This window comes from Pseudomonas sp. 21LCFQ010 (genome assembly GCF_024129905.1).
Classification (GTDB): domain Bacteria; phylum Pseudomonadota; class Gammaproteobacteria; order Pseudomonadales; family Pseudomonadaceae; genus Aquipseudomonas.
In genome coordinates, this window is the sequence record NZ_JAMYDZ010000007.1 from 189,948 (window position 1) to 210,547 (window position 20,600).

A 20,600-nucleotide genomic window follows, 5' to 3' on the forward strand; every position below is an offset into this window, starting at 1 on the left:
GCGTTTGTCAATCGTTTGAGCGCTGGTTATTGATACAGTATCAGGTGCCTGTCATCCTGTGGATAACTCTGTGGGAAAGCCTTGGAAAGACTCGGCAATGCCAAGTACCCAAAGGGCTGCGACGTATTTTCGCTAAACATCCATGAACGGCTCGTAACAACCAGGCAGCGCAAGTCAAGCAAAAAACTTTTCCTGAGGCCCTGCAGCCCGCGTCACGCAAGGCTTTGCCGGTTTCAGAGTTGCTCACGGAAATTGTGGGCCTGACTGTGGATAAGGTGAGTAAAACCAGCTACAGGCCACGAACTGCATGGCTTACAGGCTGTTGGTCGTTTTTTGTACAGGTTCACGTGGTATTGGCTGTTTTATCCACCGGGCTTGATCCTCGGCCGATCGCACGGGCATTCTGCCGGTCTTGTGTGCGCGGCTGTTTGCAGTTGGCGCACTTATCAACAGGCTGCGCGGTTCAGCGCCATGTCAGGAGAATGAAATGACTTCCACCGTATTCATTACCGGAGCGACGTCCGGGTTTGGCGAAGCCTGTGCCCGCCGCTTTGCCGAGGCCGGCTGGTCGCTGGTACTTACCGGTCGGCGCAAAGAGCGCCTGGATGCGCTGCAGGCCGAGTTGTCGGCCAAGACCCGGGTGCTGACCCTTGAGCTGGACGTGCGTGACCGCAAGGCCATGGAGAAGGCCATCGCCGAACTGCCGGAAGAGTTCGCCACGATTCGCGGACTTATCAACAACGCAGGCCTGGCTCTGGGCCTGGAACCGGCACCGAAGTGCGATCTGGACGACTGGGACACCATGATCGACACCAACATCAAAGGCCTAGTCTATACCACGCGCCTGCTGTTGCCGCGCCTGATCGCTCATGGCCGTGGTGCGAGCATCGTCAACCTGGGGTCGGTGGCCGGTAACTACCCGTATCCGGGCGGTAACGTATACGGCGGCTCCAAGGCCTTTGTCGGTCAGTTCTCGCTGAACTTGCGCAACGACCTGGTCGGCACTGGCGTGCGGGTCACCAACCTTGAGCCGGGCCTGTGCGAAAGCGAGTTCTCGCTGGTGCGTTTTGCCGGTGACCAGTCCAAGTACGACGCCACCTACGCCGGCGCCGAGCCGATCCAGCCGCAAGACATCGCCGAGACCATCTTCTGGATCATGAACACCCCGGCCCACGTCAACATCAACAGCCTGGAGCTGATGCCGGTCAGCCAGACCTGGGCAGGCTTTGCCATCGATCGCAACCGCGGCTAAAACCTGTCCGCTGACCCCGTAGGAGCTGCTTTAGCAGCGAATTTCAGCAGCGAATTGATGCTGAAGCCTTCGCGGCTGAAGCGGACCGCCGCCCGGCCGCTCCTACCGGGTCATGTGTTGTTATTGAGGTGGTTTTCCAGCCCCAGGTAGCAGGTTGCCAAGTGGTACGGGGTGGTGGAGGGCATGTCGCTGCGGCTGACTTTTCCCTCGCTGTCCAGGCACTCATGCCAGCCCTGTGGATAAATGAACCGGGTCTGCAGCGCCATGGCCTGCGCAGGTAGCAATGACTGCGCACCGTCGCGTAACGCCAGGGCGCGCAGGTACTCGGCCTGGGCCCAGATACGCTGGATGCCGTCCACGACACTGCCATCGGGTTTGAGCATTGCACTGACCGCGCCGCTGCGAGCATCGACACCTTGCGCCTGAGCCACGGCGAACGCTGTGTGCAGCGCCTTGTACAACGGGCTGCCATGCAACTGCGGGGTTGATTGCAGAAGAAAGAACCACTCGAACTGGTGCCCCGGCTCGTACCAGTTATCCACAGCGCCGAGCGGCTTCTCCAGCAGCACGCCGCTCGCCGGATCAATGAAGTGCTCATGCATGTGATCCACCAGCCCTTCCAGCGCCTCGACGGTGTCGGGGTCGGCGCGCACTTGTAACGTGGCCAGAAAGGCTTCGGCCAGGTGCATCAGCGGGTTCTGCAACGCACCGCTGCCCAGATCGGACCAGTCTTCGCCAAGGCTTGCTTCATAAAGCCCCTGGCCATCGGCAAAATGCTCGCGTACCACGCTCAAGGCTGCGTCCAGTGCCGACTCGGCCAATGGCTCTCGGGTTTTGGCCCAGTAGTGCGCGCAGGCGAAAATGATGAACGCGTGGGTATACAGATCCTTGCGCCGATCCAGTGGGGCGCCTTGCGGGTCGATGCTGTAGAACCAGCCGCCATGCTCGGCATCGTGAAAGTGCCGCTGCAACGAGCGGAACAACGCATGGGCACGCTGCTCGGCCTGCGGTACTTGCGGCCTGCCAATCAGGCTTGCGAATACAAACAACTGGCGGGCGCAGGCCATGGCCCGGTAGCGCTGCGCAGGCAGTGGCTGGTGCTCGGGGTCGACGGCCTCAAAAGGCAGTGCCAGTGCCGGGTTCCAGCCTGGGCCCAGCCATATGGGCACAACAATCTGGAGAAAATGCGTTTGCAAGGCGGCAAACACCTGACTCAGTTCAGGCTGTGGAACGGTGCTGGAGGCGTGGGGCATGAGCGGGCATCACGGCAGGATCGGATGCGCGCATGTTAACAGGCGTACTGCTAACCGTGCAGGCCGCGCCAATGGCGCGCGCCCATAAATATGAAGCGCAGCTGTTCGGTGATCTTGGCCTGCGGGGTCAGGTGGGCCGCCAGCGGGGCGGCGGGCGGGTCGATCAGCTCTGGCAACATGGCAAAGACACTCTTGACCACCAGGTCGGCAATGATGCCCAGCGAGTCGCTGTTGAGGTGCTGCCACTTGGGCATTTTCCCCAGGTCTGTGGCCAGGTCGGCGACGATACCTTCGCGCAATGCCGCCAGCGCCTGACGAACCTGCAACGAGCCGCCGTACTGTTCGCGGGCCAGAAACAGGAACTGCTGCCGGTTGGCTGCCACACCGTCGAGAAAGATCCGTACCGAGGCTTCGATCAGACCACCCATCACCATTTCGTTATGACGGACCAGGCGGATGGTTTCCCGAAAGGTGTGGCCGACTTCCGCGACCAGCGCCAGACCCAACTGGTCCATGTCGTCGAAGTGCCGATAGAAACCGGTCGGCACGATCCCGGCGGTGCGTGCCACTTCCCGCAGGCTCAGGCTGCCGAAGCCGCAACCACTTTCCATCAACTGATGTGCGGCGTCGAGCAGGGCGCGGCGGGTCTGTTGTTTCTGTTCGGCGCGGGGTGACATGGGTGGGGCGTTCCGGGGATAAACTGCGCTGCACTCTAACACGAGAGCGACCGATAGCAGGTTGATGAGTGATCGAGTCAAACCATGCTGGCTTTTACCAGTCAAAGTGGTATGTCGTGTGTAGCGCGCCTGATGGGCGCGCGGGTTCTGGAGAGTCGCAATGACGCGCAGCCGCAAGATTTTCGCCTGGACAGGCGTCACCCTGGTCGCCCTGCTGGCCATTCTGATCGTTGTGATCGCCACCTTTGACTGGAACCGCCTCAAACCTTTTATCAACGACAAAGTCAGCGCAGCCTTGCATCGTCCGTTTGCCATCAACGGAGATCTGAGCGTGCGCTGGCAGCGCGAAGGCGATGAAAACGGCTGGCGTGGCTGGGTGCCCTGGCCGCAGTTTGTCGCGCAGGACCTGACCCTGGGCAACCCTGACTGGTCGCGTCAGGCGCAGATGGTCACGCTCAAACAGGTGACGTTCAGCCTCTCGCCGTTGCCGCTATTGAGCCAGCGGGTGGTGATTCCCCGCATCGAACTGAATCAACCCGACGCAAAGCTCGAACGGCTGGCCGACGGCCGCGCCAACTGGGTGTTCGACCTGCCCAAGTCCGATCCAGACGCAGAGCCTTCGGCGTGGGAGCTCGACATTGGCTCGATCCGCTTCGACAAAGGCCTGGTAAGCATTGATGACCAGACCCTTAAAACCCGGATGGAACTGGTCATCACCCCATTGGGTAAACCGATTCCGTTCAGTGACATTGTCGGCGGCAAAGAAGCACAGAAGGTGGCCGAGAAGGGCGCCAGGCCCCAGGACTATGCCTTTGCCATCGCCACCAAGGGTCAATACCGTGGCCTGCCGGTTGGCGGCAATGGCAAGGTTGGCGGGTTGCTGGCCCTCAAGGATGCCAGCCAGCCATTTCCGGTGCAGGCCGATGTAAAAATTGCCGATACCCATATCGTGGTCGCCGGCACCCTGACCGATCCGCAGAACTTCGGCGCCCTGGACCTGCGCCTGAAACTCTCCGGCGCGAGCCTGAGCAACCTGTACCCGCTGACCGGCGTGACCCTGCCCGATTCAGGGGCATACGCCACCGACGGTCGATTGATTGCCCGGCTCAAGGACCCGCAAGGTGCGAACTTCCGTTATGAAGGCTTCAACGGCAAGATCGGTAACAGTGACATCCACGGTGACCTGGGCTTTGTCGCCAGCCAGCCACGGCCGAAACTGACCGGTAAGCTGGTGTCCAACCAGTTGCTGTTCACCGATCTGGCGCCGCTGATCGGTGCCGATTCCAATACCGAGCAGAAAAAGCGCGGCGGCGAGAGCAAGCAGCCGTCGGGTAAAGTGTTGCCGGTCGAGACATTTGCCACCGACCGCTGGCGCGCCATGGATGCCGATGTGGAGTTCACCGGCAAGCGCATCGTCCAGGCGCCGGAACTACCGCTGAGCGATCTGTACACCCATGTGCTGCTCGATGATGGTCAGTTGAGCCTGCAACCTCTGCGCTTTGGCGTGGCCGGCGGCAAGCTTGATGCCGATATTCGCCTTAACGGTCGCGTCCAGCCGCTGCAGGGGCGCGCCAAACTGTCGGCCCGGGGCTTTAAGCTCAAGCAGTTGTTCCCCACGTTCGAACCGATGAAAACCAGCTTCGGCGAGCTCAATGGTGACGCTGATATCAGCGGCCAGGGCAACTCGGTCGCGACCTTGTTGGGGACCGCCAATGGCCAACTGCGCATGTTGATCAACGATGGTGCGATCAGTCGCGGGCTGATGGAAATCGCCGGGCTCAATGTTGGCAACTATCTGGTTGGAGAGTTGTTCGGTGACAAGGAGGTGAAGATCAATTGCGCGGTCAGCGACTTCGGGATCAAGGACGGCCTGGCCAGCAGCCGATTGTTTGTGTTCGATACCGAGAACGCGATCATTTACATCAATGGCACCGCCAATCTCAAGAGCGAGCAACTGGACCTGAAGATCAATCCTGAGTCGAAAGGCTTCCGGGTGTTTTCCCTGCGCTCACCGTTGTACGTCAACGGCACCTTTGCCAAACCCAATGCCGGCGTACAGACCGGCCCGTTGTTGCTGCGCGGCGCCGGCATGCTGGCGCTGGGTGTCGCCGCCGGCCCTGCCGCGAGCCTGCTGGCGCTGGTTGCCACCGGCGACAGCACCCCGGACCAATGCACCCCGATGCTGGAACAGATCAGGGCCGGCAAGTTACCCAAGGCGACCAGATAATCAGGGGTAAGCCCAATACTGTTCGATTAAGCCTCAAAAATCTCTATGGGAGATCGCCCGCCGCCTCGGCGCCGCGCTGTCGCGTAGCCAACACGCAACCCCGTAGGAGCAGCTTTAGCTGCGAAAGGCTTCGCAGCTAAAGCTGCTCCTACGGGAGGGCCTTGTAAATCAGCGATTTGTAATTTGTTTGATGAGAGCGAGCTCTGCTCGCGAAGAGGTCGGTAAAGTCACGGCAGATGCAGTGTTTTTACTGGCCTCTTCGCTACCAGGGGAGCTCCCACAGAGGTATATAACGCCTAAACGAACAGTCTTGGCGTTACGCCCATTACTGCTCCCAGCGAAGCATAAAGTGCCTGATTGACCTCTGGGGTCAGGCCTGGCCCGGTGGCTGGCCTGTGCCGGGCAGTGGAGCAGAATCAATAGCGAGTGGCCGAGGCGTCATGGATAGCGCCCCAGCCATCCACCCTCACAAATCAGCGAGAATGTCCGCCATATCGTCGGCGTGTTCTTCTTCCTGGGCCAGAATGTCTTCGAAGATGCGCCGGGTGGTCGGGTCAGCTTCGCCGATGTACTGGATGATCTCCCGATAGCTGTCCACCGCAATGCGCTCGGCCACCAGGTCTTCGTAGACCATTTCCTTGAGCGTTGTGCCGGCCACGTACTGGGCGTGGGAATTCTTCGACAGCAGGTCCGGGTTGAACTCCGGCTCGCCGCCCAGTTGCACGATGCGCTCGGCGAGTTTATCGGCGTGTTCGGCTTCCTGTTGGGCGTGTTCGAGGAACTCTGCCGCCGCAACGCTGGCTTTAAGCCCCGAAGCCATGAAGTAGTGACGTTTGTAGCGCAGCACGCACACCAGTTCGGTGGCCAGCGACTCATTGAGCAGGCGCAGGATGGTATCCCGGTCGGCGCTGTAGCCTTCGGTGACCGCGCCGTTCTCGACGTGCTGGCGGGCACGCTGGCGCAGGCTGCTGACGTCAGACAGGGTATGGGCTGGGTTCAGGCTGTTCATCAGGTATCTCCTGGGCTAGTACGGTTGTGACGCTTCGCTCTGTTGCAGCCGGTGCGGCGAAGTCGTTACAGGTTGTGAGTAACAAGCGACAGGAAAAGTTTTATCGGAATTCAATCATTCATCCGGGTGTAAAAAACACGAAACGACTGCAGCAGGTGGGGGTCACAACGATGAGACCTTTCTATGGAGAGACACCATGCTCAAGTTCCTTGGCGGCACCGTCGGCATCATTTTTCTGATTGGTTTGATCGTGGTCATCGCGCTGTTCAAGCTGGTTTTCTGAGGTTTGAATGATTCAAGGCTGCACGATTGCTGCTGGGTTGCCAGCCAACTGACGTGCAGCCTCGCTTCGCGCCGTCCCCCCGGTCCTGTTCGACGCTGCTGATGTGTGCTTATTTATGCGCATAAAGCAATAATTTCTCTGATTTTTGCATTGGAGCGATTGAAACCGGCCTGTCATTCTGCCAGCCCGTTCTGTTACGCCAGCACCCCCTGCACTGCGCGTCCCAGGCTGTCTGTCGGATTGAATAGGAGTACCGGGTATGTATCGCTGGCTGGCCAATCTGACTGTCGCCAGGAAACTGATGACAGGTTTCGGGCTGCTGTTGTTGATGAGTGTTCTGATTTTTTGCGCCGGCTGGAGCTCCATCAGCGCGTTGTCCGGGCGTATGGATCGTATGAGCGCTGTGAACAAGCTCATGGATGACCTGGCGACGATGCGCCTGGCCAGATCGGATTATTTGCAGAGTGAGGGCAATGCCGAAAAGGCCGGCACCCTGGAGACAAGAATCAGCGCGACCGGGCAGACACTCAATGCCCTTGCCGCGCTGTACAGGCAGGCGTCGAATCAGGCGATTCTCGCTGAAATGGCAAACTACCTGACGCAATACAGCGCCGGTCTTAATAACCTTAAAGCCAGTTATCAACAGATCGACGAGTCACGCGCGATGCGGCGCAGTACCGGTGACAAGACCCTGGCACTGCTGGACAGCCTGGACGGTTATATCGGCAAGAATCAATTGAATGTCGAGCAACAGTACACGCGCTACCGAGCCGTCAAAGACCTGCAAATGCAGTTTCTGTATGCCCGGTTTGAAACACGGGCCTACACCTACAGCAATAACCCGAACAGCTTTTCTGCATCGGTCGCGGCCGTCGACAAGACCTTGTCCAGTCTGGAGGTGTTGCGCCAGTCGCTGGATGACAGCGGTCAATCCGTTGCCTCAAGCCTGCGCGATCTGGTGCTCGGTTATCGCGCCACGCTGGATGTTCATCAGGCGGCCTTGGTGCAGATCAGGACCCAAGTCGATGAAATCAAGAAGCAGGGCGATGCCATGCTGCAGCTCAGTCAGGATCTGTATGCCAGTCAGATGCAACTGCGTACCCAGGACACTCAAACCGCTGCCTGGACAATGGCGCTTAGCCTGGCGCTGGCGCTTGGCCTGGGGGTCTTTGGGGCCGTGCTGATCACCCGGCAGATTGCGCCGCCCCTGCGCGCCGCTCTGCAAAGCGTTCGGCGTATTGCCAGCGGTGATCTGACCGTGCAGCCTGCCTCGCGCCGTGAGGATGAGATCGGTCAGCTTGAGCAGGGACTGGCCGACATGGTGACCCATTTGCGGCAATTGATCAGCCATATCGGTGATGGCGCATCCATGATCGCCAGTTCAACGCAACAACTCTCGGCGATCACCCGGCAGACCAGCAGCGGCGCCAGTGAGCAGAAGCTTGAGACCGAGCAGGTTGCGACAGCGATGCATCAGATGAGCACCTCGGTCCAGGACGTGGCCCGCAGCGCCGTCGAAACGGCAAGCGCAGTAGACCAGGCTGCGCAGGATGCCGATGGCGGCGCTACTATCGTCATCAAGGCCATAGAGCAGATCGAGAGCCTGACCGGGGAGGTTCAGCTGACCAGCCAGGCGGTAAGCAGTCTGGCGCTGGAAAGTGGCCGTATCGGTGCCATGCTGGACGTCATCAAGTCGGTTGCCGAGCAGACCAACCTGTTGGCGTTGAACGCTGCCATTGAAGCGGCGCGGGCAGGCGAAGCCGGACGTGGTTTTGCCGTAGTGGCCGATGAGGTTCGCGCACTCGCCCAGCGCACACAGCAATCGACCCAAGAGATAGAAGCGCTGATTGCGGCGTTGCAGCAGGGCACCCAGCGCGCCGTACAGCGAATGGATGCCAGCCTGAAATTGACCACAGACAGCGTCGGGTTGGCCCGCGATGCCGGTCAGGCGTTGTCGAGCATTACCTCGAACATCATCGCCATCCAGGGCATGACCCGGCAGATTGCTGCCGCTGCCGAACAGCAGGGTGCGGTCGCCCAAGAGATCAGTCGCAGCGTGGTGAATGTGCGCAGCATTACCGAGCAGGCTTACACCGCGAGCGAGCAGACCAGCCAGGCGAGCATGGAGCTGGCCAGGCTGGGCCATACCCTGCAAGGCCATGTGCAGCGTTTTCAGGTCTGATGGGCGTTAGGTCGATCACGACGCCAGAGAGCAAAAAGCCCGGTTTTTTAGCCACCGGGCTTTTGTCTATGTCGTTTAACGCTACATTGCCTTTTCGTTCTGCTCGCGCTGCTCACAGGTCATGAAGCCCTTGTGTACCACCCTGCCATCACTGTTGAAACTCACGTGATACACCTGTTGGTGACCGTCTTTGGTCAGCACGTAGTTATTACAGGTGCCAGGGTTGACCTTGCGCTGCACGGTGGTCGAAGGTTCGCCGCCAATGGTCAGCACCTGCTGGCGGGTCATGCCGTTCTCGACCTGCTTGACCAGCGGCTGGTCGCGATAGGTCACGTAGTCCACCGGGTTTTGCACGGTGGTGCTGCCGCAGCCGGCCAGAGTTGCCAGAACACAGCTTGCTGCCAGGATTTGCTTGTACATCGCAGTCTCTCCGTATGACAGAGCCGATGCCGGCCCGGTACGATTTTGAACCGCAGCGGCGGCAGAGAGTTCGATGCATTTGGCCAGTATCGTTTGTTGGTCGTCTTTTGCTGCCTTGTCGGCAAACGCCGCTAGGCTGAACCCATCAAGGTTCAGGACAGGAGCGTCCCATGACACAAGACTACGCCACGCGTTATCCCCTGTTGTTGGTCCCCGGCCTGCTGGGATTTGTCAGGGTGCTGATCTACCCCTACTGGTTCGGGATCGTCAAACCTCTGGAGCGTGGTGGTGCCAAGGTCTTTCCGGTCATGGTTTCGGGGGTCAACTCCACGGAAATCCGCGGGGAACAACTGTTGCTGGTCATCGAGCAGATCATGCGCGACACCGGCGCGACCAAGGTCAATCTGTTCGGCCATAGCCAGGGCGCGCTGACGGTCCGCTATGTGGCGGCCAAGCGCCCGGACCTGGTGGCCTCAGTCACCTCCGTGGCCGGCCCCAATCATGGTTCGGAACTGGCCGACTTTCTTGAGCGGCGGTTTCCGGTGGGCACGCCAGGCGGGCGCATCGTCAATGCGATCATCGGTTTGCTCGACGGGTTGATCCGGGTCTTCGAAACCGGCTATCGCGGGCCGCGCTTGCCCACTGATATCAGTGCCTCGCACCAGTCGTTGACCACCACCGGCGTGGCCCTGTTCAACCGCGCGTATCCCCAAGGCTTGCCAGAGTCCTGGGGCGGGCAGGGCGCAGAGGTGGTCGATGGCGTGCGCTACTACTCCTGGTCGGGGATCATCAAGCCGGGGATCACCAATCGTGGCCTGAACCTGCTCGATGGCTCCAATATCGTCTGTCGCCTGTTTGCCCGGACCTTCACCAAAGAGCGCGGCCAGTGTGACGGCATGGTCGGGCGCTTCAGCTCGCATCTGGGCCGGGTGATCGGTGATGACTTTGCGCTGGATCACTTCGACAGCGTCAATCAGATGATCGGCCTGGTCGGGCGCGGGGCCCGGCCGGTGCAGCTGTTTCTGGAGCATGCCGCACGGCTGAAAGCCGCCGGTCTCTAGCTTTCGCGCCCGCAAGAAATAATTTTCAGCCTGCGTCATCCGGTCGCGCCCCCGTCAAATCGGGGGCGCGCAGCTGATCGTTGTCAGTGTTGTCAGGCGCGTTGCAGCGCGCTCACTGGTTCTCGCTCTGGAAGGCTGGCAGACTGCCCGCTTGTCCGTGCTGCCGTATGAGGCGCTATGCCAACGTTTTCTTCGCGTCAGATCTTCATCGCCAGTTGGCTCATCATGTTTGGCGGCCTGCTGTTCGTGCTGCCGTTTCGTTTGCTGCCAAGCCTGCTCTGCGGCCTGCTGGTGTTTGAGCTGGTCAACATGCTGACCCCGCGCTTGCAGCGCCTGATTGCCGGCGAGCGGGCGCGCTGGCTGGCGGTGGCGTTGCTTGGCACCCTGGTGGTGAGCCTGCTGGCTTTGCTGTTCGCCGGCGCGTTCAGCTTCATCCTGCACGAGGCGGAAAACCCTGGCGCCTCGCTGGACAAGTTCATGACCCTGATCGACCGCGCTCGCGGTCAGTTGCCGCCGTTCATCGAGTCCTACTTGCCGGCCAGTGCGGCCGAGTTCCGGGTCTCGCTGGTGGTCTGGCTGCAAAAGCACATTGGCGAGCTGCAACTGATCGGCAAGGGTGCCGCGCACATGTTCGTAACCATGCTCATTGGCATGGTGCTGGGCGCGATCATTGCCTTGCAGCGCATCAGCGATGTCAGCAGCCGCAAACCGCTGGCTGCCGCGCTGTTTGATCGTCTGCACCTGCTCAGCCAGGCGTTTCGCAACATTGTCTTTGCGCAGATCAAGATTTCGTTGCTCAACACCGCACTGACCTCGGTGTTTCTGGCCGTGGTGCTGCCGCTGTGGGGCATTCACCTGCCGCTGACCAAGACCCTGATCTTCATGACCTTCGTGCTGGGCCTGTTGCCGGTGGTGGGTAACCTGCTGTCCAACACGCTGATCTTCATCGTCGGCCTGTCGGTGTCGCTGTGGGTGGCGCTGGCGGCGCTGGGCTACCTGATCGTTATCCACAAGGTCGAGTATTTTCTCAACGCACGCATCGTCGGCGGCCAGATCAGCGCCAAGTCCTGGGAGCTGTTGCTGGCCATGCTGCTGTTCGAAGCCGCTTTCGGCCTGCCTGGCGTGGTGGCGGGGCCGGTGTACTACGCCTACCTCAAGAGCGAATTGAAGCAGGCGGGTCTGGTCTGAACGCAGCTGCAAGCTACAAGCTGATCGAGGTTGGCTTTTCGCTTGAGGCTTAACAGCTTGGGGCTTGCAACGGCTCCTCAGCCGTAACGCTTTTTGGCTTCGATCGCCAGGCCGCTGCCGATGCCGCCGAAGATATCGCCTTCAATGTGCCGGGCGTTGGGCAGCATCAGTGACACGCTGTTGCGCAGTGCCGGGATGCCGCTGGAACCGCCGGTGAAGAACACGGTGTTGACCTGCGCGACGCCGACCCCGGCTTTGTTCAGCAACTCAGTGACGCTGTTGCGCACCTGCTCCAGTTGCGACTCGATGGCCGACTCGAACAGCGGCCGGGTCAGGTCGACACTCAAACCGGCCTCAATGCGTTGCATGGCCACATGGCGGCTTTCGGCCTGGCTCAGTTCGATCTTGCTGGCTTCCACTTCCATGGCCAGCCAGTGCCCGGCGCGCTGCTCGATCAGCTTGAACAGACGGTCGATGCCGTTGGCGTCTTCGATGTCGTAGCGCATGCTGCCCAGCGCCAGTTTCGATTTCTGTGAGTACACCGAGTTGATGGTGTGCCAGGTCGCCAGGTTGATGTGGTGGCTGGTCGGCATGAACGCACCGCTTTTCATCCGGCTGCCGTAGCCGAACAGCGGCATCACGCCTTGCAGGCTCAGTTGCTTGTCGAAATCGGTACCGCCGATGTGTACGCCGCCGGTGGCCAGGATGTCGTCCTGGCGGTCGTCACGGCTGCGGCGCTCAGGCGCCAGGCGCACCAGCGAGAAGTCCGAGGTACCGCCGCCGATGTCGACGATCAGCACCAGCTCTTCCTGCCCAATGCCCGACTCGTAGTCGAACGCTGCGGCAATCGGCTCGAACTGGAACGACACGTCTTTAAAGCCGATCTTGCGGGCGACGGCGGCCAGGGTATCTTCGGCCTCCTGGTCGGCGGCGGCATCGTCATCGACAAAATGCACCGGGCGGCCCAGTACCACGTGCTCGAACTCCCGGCCGGCACTGCGTTCGGCGCGCTTTTTCAGCTCGCCGATAAACAACCCCAACAGGTCGGTGAACGGCATGGTGGTGCCCAGCACGCTGGTGTCGTGCTTGATCAGCTTGGAACCCAGCAGGCTCTTGAGCGAACGCATCAGGCGGCCTTCGTAGCCTTCCAGATACTCATGCAGGGCCAGGCGGCCAAACACCGGGCGGCGCTCTTCGATATTGAAGAACACCACCGACGGCAGGGTAATCTTGTCGTCTTCCAGGGCAATCAACGTTTCCATGCCGGGGCGCAGCCAGCCGACGGTGGAATTGGACGTGCCGAAGTCGATGCCGCAGGCACGGGCCGGGGATTGATCTGTCATGGAGAGTGCCTTCCAGAAAAAAACGGCCGCGCAGTGTATGTCAGTGCACCAGGAATGCGTAGTGCCATGTGCCGATTGGTTGCACGCCGGTGGCGCAGGTTTAAACTGCTGGGCTTTTCTCGATCAGGCATAAGGATGTGTGATGTCTCGGTTCATCAAGGGAACCCTGCCGCTTTATCTGCTGATAGGGCTGGTGCAAGGGCTGAGCATGCTCCTGGCGCTGGAGCTCAAGCAGCCTGCGCTGGGCGTGGCAGCCGCTGTACTGGGGATCAACCTGCAACTGCTCGGTGAGCGCTGGCACGAGCGTGTGCCACTGGCATGGACGGTGTTACTGGCGGCGACCATGGGGTTGATCACCGAGTGGGTCATGCACGCCTCTGCGCAAAGCTCGCTGGCCTTCAGCTGGGGCGTTTGTGCGCTGGTCATCGGTTATGTCGCTACGGCCTTCATCGCCAGCGCCCCGACCCGTCAGGGCTGGCGAGTGCCGTACCCGGCGTTGTTCAGGCATGCCTGGAACAACGCGTTTATCGTGCTGTTGGCTGTGGTGCTGAGCTGGCTGTTCTGGGGGCTGCTGATGCTGTGCGCCAGCCTGTTCGAGATGATTGGCATTGTGGCGCTCAAGGACTGGATCAACCATCGATACGTTCTGCTGTTGGTCATGCCCGTGGTGTTTTCCGTCGGGATGCGCATGGGCTGCGAGAATGACAAGGTCATCGGCCTGTTGCGCGGCATCCTGTTAAGCCTGTGTCGTTTCCTGGCCCCGCTGGCGGCACTGATTGTCGTGCTGTTCTGCCTGAGCTTGCCGTTCACCGGCCTGGCATCGATCTGGAGCACCGGTTATGCCTCAAGGATCCTGCTGGGGCTGGTGGCAATCACGCTGTTTCTGGTCAATGGGGTGTTCCAGGATGGGCAGCAGCCTGCGGCCTATCCGCGCTGGCTGCGGCAGTTGGTCAATCTCAGCCTGTTATGTCTGCCTGTGCTTACCGCGCTGGCCGGTTATTCGACCTGGCTGCGTCTGGACCAGTACGGACTGTCGCCTTCGCGCTTTTTTGCCCTGTTGGCGGTGGCGTTTGCCGCCTTGTACAGCCTGGCGGCGATGTATGCCGTGTTGCGCTCGCCACAGGGCTGGCTGGGCAGCCTGCGCTGGAGCAACCCATGGCAGGCATTGCTGGTCTGTGTGGTGCTTTTACTGATTCATGGACCCGGCCTGAACCCGCAGGCGTTGAGTGCAAGTAATCAGTTGCAGCGCTTGCTTGATGGTCGTACTCAGCCGGTTGAATTCGATGCCGCACATATGCATCGCAAGCTGGGCAAGCCAGGCCGCGAGACGTTCGAGTGGCTGCTGGCCAACCTTGAGCGGCTTGCGCAATTTTCTGCGCAGGACCGTGAGCTATTGCGTAACCGTCTTGAGGTCGAGCGCGACTACCGTAAGCGCGACAGCCTGCCGGTCGCAGCAGCCAACCGGGTCTGGATCGGTACGCCGGTGCCGGGCCATGAACAATTTGCCAACCCCAGGCTGGGCCTGCAAAGCTGCAACCAGCACCCGTGCGTGTTGTGGCCGGTAGACCTGGACGCTGACGGGCAGGCCGAAGTGGTGCTGTTCAGCGCCGATACCTCTTGGCTGGCATTTTTTCAGCGGCTCGAAGACGGCAATTGGGAGCGTGTCGGTTATCTGGAAGGTGATTATGGGCCTGATGACCTGCCTGAGCGGGTTCGCCAAGGCAAGTTCCGGCTGGTCCCGCCGCGCTATCAGGGGCTGGAAATCGATGGGCACAGGTTCTTTCCCAAAGAGCGCTTCTGGCCCTGAACAAAGTTGAAAATGAGTCGCGCAGAGTCATCCATAGCGCTCGTTTGCCGATACACTCTGCGACTTTGAGCGGTTGCGGATGTCACTCTCTGACAGGCAGGTTTCTGCGCAGCGGCCGGATTTTGAGTAACGGGTGAGTGTTCGATGGATTTCAAAGACTATTACAAGATACTTGGGGTCGAGCCGAGTGCCGATGACAAGGCCATCAAGGCCGCGTATCGCAAGCTGGCGCGCAAGTATCACCCTGACGTCAGCAAGGAAGCCGGGGCCGAAGACAAGTTCAAGGAGGCCAGTGAGGCCTACGAAGTGCTTGGCAGCCCGGACAAGCGTGCCGAGTACGATGAAATCCGCAAGTACGGGCGCCAGGGCCGGCCTTTCCAGGCGCCGCCTGGCTGGCAGAGCCGCAGTGGTGGTGCCGCGGGCGGTTTTGGCGGCGATACCACGGACTTTTCCGAGTTTTTCAGTTCGATCTTCGGTAACCGTGGCCAGCCGGGGGGCGGTCGTTCACGTACGCAGGGGCGCAAGGGCCAGGACGTTGACATGGAACTGGCGATCTTTCTGGAAGAGAGCCTGTCGGGCGAATCCAAGAAAGTCAGCTACCGGGTGCCGCAGCACAGCCCCAACGGTCAGCGCATGGCCGATATCACCAAGACCCTGAATGTGAAAATCCCCGCCGGGGTGGCCGATGGCGAGCGCATCCGCCTCAAGGGCCAGGGCGCGCCGGGCATCGCCGGTGGCGAAAATGGCGACCTGTACCTGACCATTCGCCTGGCACCACATCCGCTGTTTGAGGTCGAGGGTCACGATCTGGTGATCCAGGTGCCGCTGGCGCCCTGGGAGCTGGCGTTGGGGACCAAGGTGGCGGTGCCGACCCTGACCGGCCGGATCAACCTGACCATCCGCCCCGACAGCCAGAACGGCCAGCGCCTGCGGGTCAAGGGTAATGGCCTGCAGGACAAGCAGGGCCAGCGCGGCGACCTGTTTGCCCAGTTGAAGGTGGTCATGCCCAGCCAGAATGATGAAGCCAGCCGCGCCCTGTGGCAAAAACTGGCCGACAAGTCTGGCTTTGATCCGCGCAGCGGCTGGGGCCGCTGACCGCCTGCCAGGCCTTAAAGCGCCGGGGCTTGCGAGGCTGGCGCCTGTAGCCCCGGCGACAGGTCCAGCTGCATGAAGGTCAGGTCCAGCCAGCGTCCGCCTTTAGTGCCTACCTGAGGCATTTGCCCGGTCACGCTAAAACCCAGCCGCTCGTGCAGGGTGATGGAGGCGACATTACCGCTTTCGATGGCGGCCACCATGATGTGTTTGTCACAGGCGCGGGCACGCTCGATCAGGGCGTTCATCAGTTGCGGTCCCAGACCTCGGCCGCGCTGATCGTGGCGAATGTACACCGAGTGTTCGACGGTATGCCGGAAGCCCTCGAACGGACGCCAGTCGCCAAACGATGAATACCCCAGCACCTGCTCATGTTCGTCAACCGCAACCAGAATCGGATAGGCCTGCGCCTGACGTGCAGCGAACCAGCTCTGACGGTTGGCCAGGTCCACGGGCTGTTCGTTCCAGATGGCGGTGGTGTTCAGTACCGCGTCGTTATAGATAGCGAGAATGCCGGGCAGGTCGGCAGGGGTTGCGTCACGAATCAGGGGCATCATCAGAGTCTCCAGTCAGCTGTCAGTCTGGAGCGCGGTGGCGGCAGGACGCAAGAGGGCGACGCGTAAAAGCCATGAGATCGAAGCAGGAGTGAGGTTTGCGGGAGGGACGCGGGACCCGAAGCGTGTCGAGTGAGGAATTCATCACAAAACCGCTCGCCGGTTTCGGGCCCCGCCCCAGCAATTTAAGCTTCTGCCGGGGATTTGGCAAAGCGCGTAACAACTATTCGATCAAATGCGCTGTTTTTTTGTCAGTGCGGTTCGTACACAGGTCGATAGCGATTAATTCTGGCTGTGCAAGCATGCTCCCTGACGGGACCATGCTTATACCGTGTGGCGTGTTCAAGCGCGTTGCAGCGCCTGACGCCTCACCACCAGACTGTCTATCACCCACATCACCAGCATCGATATGCCTACCAGCGGGAATATCACACCGAGGGCCAGCATGACCCCGGTGGCGGTTTTCCAGCGCGGCAGTTCATGCTTGAGCGGCGGTACGCCCAACCCGCCTTCTGGCCTGCGCTTCCACCAGATCACCAGGCCGCTGACCGAGCCGAGCAGGATCATCAGGCACACCAGCAACATCAGCAGTTGGTTGGGCCAGCCGAAGAACTTGCCTTCATGCAGCATCACGCTGGTTTCCGTGGCCTTGGAGACCAGGCTGTAATGCTCCCAGCCGACATTGGCCAGTACCTTGCCGCTGTACTGGTCGATGTGCAGCGTGGCGTCGTTGCGCGGGTCGTCGGCAAACACGGCAATGGTGAACACGCCTTCAGCGGTACGGGGGGCGGTGATGCTGTAGCCGGGTTCGACGCCGTGCTCGGTGGCGATGTCCACAACGTCCTGCAGGCTGACCTGCGGCGCTGCCGGACCGCTGGACGGGCCGTGATGGTGCATGTGCTCGGCATGTTCGCCGCTGGGCTTTTCAGTCGAGACAGGCAACGGCGTATTTTCCAGCGCCCAGGGTACGGTCTGCGCGTTGGCGGTGTTCAGCTCGCCCGCCAGCCGGGTGGATTGCGGTACATCGGTCCACATCGCGGCCGGGAAGCTGTTCCACAGCTCAGCGTATTGCTTGCCCCAAAAGCCGGTCCAGGTCATGCCGCTGAGCAGCATGAACAACAACAACAGCGAACCCCAGAAACCGGTTACCGCATGCAGATCGCGCCACAGCACCCGGCCGCGGCGCGACAGCCGTGGCCAGAGCACGCCGGCCGGGTTTTTGCCTCTGGGCCACCACAGGTATAGCCCCGAGACCACCAGAACGATGCCCCAGCCTGCGGCCAGCTCGATCAGCCGGTCACCCAGGGTGCCGATCATCAGTTCGCCGTGTAGCGCGCGGGCAATTGATTGCAGGTTGTTCTGCGCATCCTGTACGCCGAGGATATTGCCGGTGTACGGATTGATGAACACGTTCTGCCCACGGCCTTCGTAGGTCAGCACGAACTGCGCACTGCTTTGGGCATCCACTGGCGGGAAATACTTGCTGATCGAAGCGCCGGGCCAGCCCATCAGCACATGATGCTGCTGCAGGTCGGCACTGATGCGTTGCTGGCCGGCTTCGACATGCAGCATGTCGTGGTACATCAGGTTGTCCAGTTGCGGCTTGTACAGGTAAATGATCCCGGTGATGGCCAGCAGGATCATGAACGGCGCAACGAACAGCCCGGCATAGAAGTGCCAGCGCCAGGCCAGGTTGTAGAAGTTGGGATTACTGGTTTTCATGGCTGTCGCTCACGGTCGTAACGCGGATGCCAGGTGATGAGATAACGCACGGAGCAGGAACAAGCGCGCCTGCGGGCGTGGAGGTAGAACCGTTCATGGTGCTTTCCGTATAGCAATCAGGATCGCGCAGCTCTTAAAGCTGCGGGTTAAAAGATCAAGACAGCATCAATAACGGCGGCGCCCGGCTCAGGGCATGCAGAAATACCGTGCGGCGGGCGTGGCCGTCGCGGGTCAGGGCAGCGTAGTAGTCGGCGGGTTTGGGCGGTGTGGCAAGTACCAGGCTGAGCATCTGCGGCAGGGCCGGGCAGCCGAACAGCAGGGTGCAATAACCGCACTTGGCCCACAGCGCATGGTCCATGGCGGCAGCGTCCTGCGAGGCCGCGTGTGCGGCATGCCGGTCGCCGTGGCTGGCGTGGTCCATCGACAACATGCCGCTGTGTTGCGCCGCAGGCATGGGCATACCGGCGTGATGCTCCATCGGCATCGACTGAGAAATCAGTGGGCCGATAAAGATCATCAACATGGCAAACAGGGCAAGCCACGAACCTCTTGGCTGGCGAGGCAGTGCCCGGTTGGCGCGACAGGTGCGCAAGGCGCTCACGGCAGACGCTTACTCAATGGCTGTGTTCAGGGGCCTGCTTTTGTACCACGACCTGCACCGGTAATGCTCCGGCTTTCTCGAAGTGCAGGGTCAGCGCAAAGCGTTGGCCCTCGACCAATTGCGAGCGGTCTTTGATGTCCAGCAGCATCACGTGATAGCCCATGGGCGAAAAGCTCACCTGGCCGCCGGCGGGCACCTCGACGCTGGGCACCTGGCGCATCTTCATCAGGCCATCGACCTGCACATGCTGATGCAGCTGCGCCTGGCCGGCAATCGGGGTGTCGACTGACAGCAGCCGGTCGGCGCTGGCGCCCTGATTATCAATGGTGAAATAGGCCGCAACGCTGGGCGCGTTGGGCGGCAGTTGCATTGACCACGGGTGGTCGACCAACAGGCTGCCGGCCTTGTATTCATGGGCATGGGCAAACACGGCAGGCAACAACAACGCGGCCAGCAGCAGGGTTTTCTTGAGCATGTAAATCTCCGGTCAGTCAGTCGATACGGATGGTTATCTTCAAACTTCAGGAGAGGCGCGCGGGTTGGCCGTCGGCCATTGCAGGCGTGGCGAAATGGGGGCCGCCACCCGATAGACCGGCAGGCGCAGTGCTGGCAGCCCGCTGAACAACCCCGTTGGCAGCCCGCCCGGCAGCATCACCAGCAGCGAAGCGCTGTAGCACAGGCAATGCTGCATACCGGCATGCGGGTCTTGCTGCGCCTGACCCTCGCCGCTGGGCGCCTGCGCCGCCAGTTGCACATTGGCCCCACAGAAGCCGCCCCACAGCAACCCGGCATCGACCCCGCGCTGCGCATTCGGCGCAAGCGGCATGGCCAGCAGGCTGAACAGCACTGCAAAGCAGGCGATCCAGGCTGATGTTGTCCGGGGCTGGGACATGGCGGGTACCTGTTTGGGACAAGACTTGAGAACACCTCTAACTACTCCCGCTGGCCGGGCTTCTTCGATGCTAGGTGCGCCGTCGCTGCGTTAAAAGCCGGCTGGTGCGCCAACCCGACGGATCGCCGAGTGGTCAGCTGCTCATTTGAAACTCTCAAGCGCTGCGGTCGTGCCTGCTTTATGGGACGGCCATCTGTCGTGCCTGAGCTTCGTAAAGCCATTTCGCAAGTAGCCTAGAGGTGCGTCTAGACGCGTCATTTAGCCTGAACGCGAGATGAAAGTAAAAGCGTCAGGTTTTACTGGACGGGGCGCAGTAGCCTGAATGCGATAATGGGCTCATTCATCCAGCGAGCGTCATCCAACGTAATACCAATACTGTTCAATTAGGCGCTTTATGCTTCCAGTGGGAGCGACCTTGGCGTCATCGGGTTTACTCTTCAGAACCTGATCAACCACCTTCTGCACTTGTTCATCACCGATTGTGCGCGGGTGGCCGGAACGATGTTCATCGTGCAGGCCAATCAATCCCTATTTCGACAAGCCTGTGCGCGACCGCGAGACCACGTCCGGTCGCTGATAAGCCCCTATAAAAGCGCAGCGCTCACGAGTTGATTTCAGATGAGCATAGGCCAGATTCCATTGGCACTTGTGGACCACCACTTTAGGGCGACGGGATGCTTGGTCAGGACTGTTGCCCGGTATAGCACAGGTTCGGGCGTTGAAAGCGGCCAAGCGTTTGGCGAAAGTGGCAGTGGAGTCCAACCGGTTAGGCTATGAAGAAGGGCGCGTGTCAGCATTGATGTGTTGCAGGTGCAAAGTAGCCATGTCAGGCCCACCACGAGCTCGCTCGCGCTCGTTATGATGCGGTTCTGGCACAACTGGAACTCAAAGCGGGCGTCGGCATTCTGCATGAGCTTGCTGATATCAATGTTTTGCTGGCCTCCCTAATGACTGCAATTAACGGAATTCAATCCACCCTATCCAAGGTAGTCAACATGATGGAAGGCACTTCTGACACCGCTTCCAATCGCTTTTTG

The 20,600-nt window shown here is 60.6% G+C and carries 17 protein-coding genes; 7 read left to right on the forward strand and 10 right to left on the reverse strand.

Annotation, left to right across the window (positions count from 1 at the left end; translation table 11 throughout):
• Positions 1-487: 487 nt before the first annotated feature.
• Positions 488-1,252 carry an SDR family oxidoreductase gene (locus NJC38_RS11250; protein WP_045486886.1) on the forward strand — a complete coding sequence of 255 codons (765 nt, stop codon included), beginning with the start codon at positions 488-490 and terminating at the stop codon, positions 1,250-1,252.
• A 110-nt stretch (positions 1,253-1,362) separates the two neighbouring features.
• Here the strand turns inward: NJC38_RS11250 and NJC38_RS11255 are convergent, their stop codons facing one another.
• Together NJC38_RS11255 and NJC38_RS11260 are read right to left on the reverse strand one after the other, a co-directional pair.
• Complete coding sequence (locus NJC38_RS11255; protein WP_253114597.1) at positions 1,363-2,505, reverse strand: AGE family epimerase/isomerase; 1,143 nt, start codon at positions 2,503-2,505, stop codon at positions 1,363-1,365.
• Positions 2,506-2,555: 50 nt separating this feature from the next.
• Positions 2,556-3,182 carry a TetR family transcriptional regulator gene (locus NJC38_RS11260; RefSeq protein ID WP_253114607.1) on the reverse strand — a complete coding sequence of 209 codons (627 nt, stop codon included), beginning with the start codon at positions 3,180-3,182 and terminating at the stop codon, positions 2,556-2,558.
• 160 nt (positions 3,183-3,342) lie between these two features.
• Here NJC38_RS11260 and NJC38_RS11265 point away from each other — a divergent pair, with 160 nt between their 5' ends.
• The gene (locus tag NJC38_RS11265; protein WP_253114609.1) at positions 3,343-5,409 is read left to right on the forward strand and encodes an AsmA family protein; all 2,067 of its coding nucleotides are present in this window, start codon (positions 3,343-3,345) and stop codon (positions 5,407-5,409) included.
• A gap of 466 nt (positions 5,410-5,875) precedes the next feature.
• Here the strand turns inward: NJC38_RS11265 and NJC38_RS11270 are convergent, their stop codons facing one another.
• The gene (locus tag NJC38_RS11270; RefSeq protein ID WP_253114611.1) at positions 5,876-6,418 is read right to left on the reverse strand and encodes a ferritin-like domain-containing protein; all 543 of its coding nucleotides are present in this window, start codon (positions 6,416-6,418) and stop codon (positions 5,876-5,878) included.
• A gap of 542 nt (positions 6,419-6,960) precedes the next feature.
• On the opposite strand from NJC38_RS11270, the gene NJC38_RS11275 reads away from it, so the two are divergent.
• A complete protein-coding gene (locus tag NJC38_RS11275) occupies positions 6,961-8,883 on the forward strand; it encodes a methyl-accepting chemotaxis protein (protein WP_253114614.1) in 1,923 nt (640 codons plus the stop codon).
• A gap of 81 nt (positions 8,884-8,964) precedes the next feature.
• On the opposite strand, the gene osmE is transcribed toward NJC38_RS11275, so the two are convergent.
• Positions 8,965-9,303, reverse strand: coding sequence for an osmotically-inducible lipoprotein OsmE (gene osmE, locus NJC38_RS11280; RefSeq protein WP_045486901.1), 339 nt, complete (start codon positions 9,301-9,303; stop codon positions 8,965-8,967).
• A 170-nt stretch (positions 9,304-9,473) separates the two neighbouring features.
• On the opposite strand from osmE, the gene NJC38_RS11285 reads away from it, so the two are divergent.
• Positions 9,474-10,364, forward strand: coding sequence for a triacylglycerol lipase (locus tag NJC38_RS11285; protein ID WP_253114617.1), 891 nt, complete (start codon positions 9,474-9,476; stop codon positions 10,362-10,364).
• A gap of 177 nt (positions 10,365-10,541) precedes the next feature.
• Complete coding sequence (locus NJC38_RS11290; protein ID WP_045486905.1) at positions 10,542-11,552, forward strand: AI-2E family transporter; 1,011 nt, start codon at positions 10,542-10,544, stop codon at positions 11,550-11,552.
• A 77-nt stretch (positions 11,553-11,629) separates the two neighbouring features.
• Here NJC38_RS11290 and NJC38_RS11295 read toward each other — a convergent pair whose 3' ends face one another.
• Positions 11,630-12,895, reverse strand: a complete 1,266-nt coding sequence (locus tag NJC38_RS11295) for an Hsp70 family protein (RefSeq protein ID WP_253114619.1) — start codon at positions 12,893-12,895, stop codon at positions 11,630-11,632.
• 142 nt (positions 12,896-13,037) lie between these two features.
• Between NJC38_RS11295 and NJC38_RS11300 the strand changes: the two genes are divergently transcribed.
• Together NJC38_RS11300 and cbpA are read left to right on the forward strand one after the other, a co-directional pair.
• A complete protein-coding gene (locus NJC38_RS11300) occupies positions 13,038-14,702 on the forward strand; it encodes a DUF4153 domain-containing protein (RefSeq protein ID WP_253114622.1) in 1,665 nt (554 codons plus the stop codon).
• Between the two features lie 144 nt (positions 14,703-14,846).
• Positions 14,847-15,797, forward strand: coding sequence for a curved DNA-binding protein (gene cbpA, locus NJC38_RS11305; protein ID WP_045486912.1), 951 nt, complete (start codon positions 14,847-14,849; stop codon positions 15,795-15,797).
• Between the two features lie 14 nt (positions 15,798-15,811).
• On the opposite strand, the gene NJC38_RS11310 is transcribed toward cbpA, so the two are convergent.
• The 5 genes from NJC38_RS11310 to NJC38_RS11330 all read right to left on the reverse strand — a co-directional run bounded on the left by NJC38_RS11310 (position 15,812) and on the right by NJC38_RS11330 (position 19,563).
• Entirely contained in the window at positions 15,812-16,351 is a 540-nt protein-coding gene (locus tag NJC38_RS11310) for a GNAT family N-acetyltransferase (RefSeq protein WP_253114625.1), read from the reverse strand.
• Positions 16,352-16,690: 339 nt separating this feature from the next.
• Complete coding sequence (locus NJC38_RS11315; protein WP_045486918.1) at positions 16,691-18,070, reverse strand: PepSY domain-containing protein; 1,380 nt, start codon at positions 18,068-18,070, stop codon at positions 16,691-16,693.
• Positions 18,071-18,224: 154 nt separating this feature from the next.
• Positions 18,225-18,671: a DUF2946 domain-containing protein gene (locus NJC38_RS11320; RefSeq protein WP_084709945.1), complete on the reverse strand. Its 447-nt coding sequence runs from the start codon at positions 18,669-18,671 to the stop codon at positions 18,225-18,227.
• Positions 18,672-18,684: 13 nt separating this feature from the next.
• Complete coding sequence (locus NJC38_RS11325) at positions 18,685-19,146, reverse strand: copper chaperone PCu(A)C (protein ID WP_045486921.1); 462 nt, start codon at positions 19,144-19,146, stop codon at positions 18,685-18,687.
• Positions 19,147-19,185: 39 nt separating this feature from the next.
• Positions 19,186-19,563, reverse strand: a complete 378-nt coding sequence (locus NJC38_RS11330) for a DUF2946 domain-containing protein (RefSeq protein WP_253114627.1) — start codon at positions 19,561-19,563, stop codon at positions 19,186-19,188.
• Positions 19,564-20,600 lie beyond the last annotated feature (1,037 nt).

Coding starts and splice junctions, on each gene's coding strand:
- NJC38_RS11285 (WP_253114617.1), top strand. CDS start 9,474: ATGACACAAGACTACGCCACGCGTTATCCCCTGTTGTTGGTCCCCGGC.
- NJC38_RS11330 (WP_253114627.1), bottom strand. CDS start 19,563: ATGTCCCAGCCCCGGACAACATCAGCCTGGATCGCCTGCTTTGCAGTG.
- NJC38_RS11275 (WP_253114614.1), top strand. CDS start 6,961: ATGTATCGCTGGCTGGCCAATCTGACTGTCGCCAGGAAACTGATGACA.
- NJC38_RS11295 (WP_253114619.1), bottom strand. CDS start 12,895: ATGACAGATCAATCCCCGGCCCGTGCCTGCGGCATCGACTTCGGCACG.
- NJC38_RS11270 (WP_253114611.1), bottom strand. CDS start 6,418: ATGAACAGCCTGAACCCAGCCCATACCCTGTCTGACGTCAGCAGCCTG.
- NJC38_RS11325 (WP_045486921.1), bottom strand. CDS start 19,146: ATGCTCAAGAAAACCCTGCTGCTGGCCGCGTTGTTGTTGCCTGCCGTG.
- cbpA (WP_045486912.1), top strand. CDS start 14,847: ATGGATTTCAAAGACTATTACAAGATACTTGGGGTCGAGCCGAGTGCC.
- NJC38_RS11260 (WP_253114607.1), bottom strand. CDS start 3,182: ATGTCACCCCGCGCCGAACAGAAACAACAGACCCGCCGCGCCCTGCTC.
- NJC38_RS11250 (WP_045486886.1), top strand. CDS start 488: ATGACTTCCACCGTATTCATTACCGGAGCGACGTCCGGGTTTGGCGAA.
- NJC38_RS11310 (WP_253114625.1), bottom strand. CDS start 16,351: ATGATGCCCCTGATTCGTGACGCAACCCCTGCCGACCTGCCCGGCATT.
- NJC38_RS11290 (WP_045486905.1), top strand. CDS start 10,542: ATGCCAACGTTTTCTTCGCGTCAGATCTTCATCGCCAGTTGGCTCATC.
- NJC38_RS11265 (WP_253114609.1), top strand. CDS start 3,343: ATGACGCGCAGCCGCAAGATTTTCGCCTGGACAGGCGTCACCCTGGTC.
- NJC38_RS11315 (WP_045486918.1), bottom strand. CDS start 18,070: ATGAAAACCAGTAATCCCAACTTCTACAACCTGGCCTGGCGCTGGCAC.
- osmE (WP_045486901.1), bottom strand. CDS start 9,303: ATGTACAAGCAAATCCTGGCAGCAAGCTGTGTTCTGGCAACTCTGGCC.
- NJC38_RS11300 (WP_253114622.1), top strand. CDS start 13,038: ATGTCTCGGTTCATCAAGGGAACCCTGCCGCTTTATCTGCTGATAGGG.
- NJC38_RS11255 (WP_253114597.1), bottom strand. CDS start 2,505: ATGCCCCACGCCTCCAGCACCGTTCCACAGCCTGAACTGAGTCAGGTG.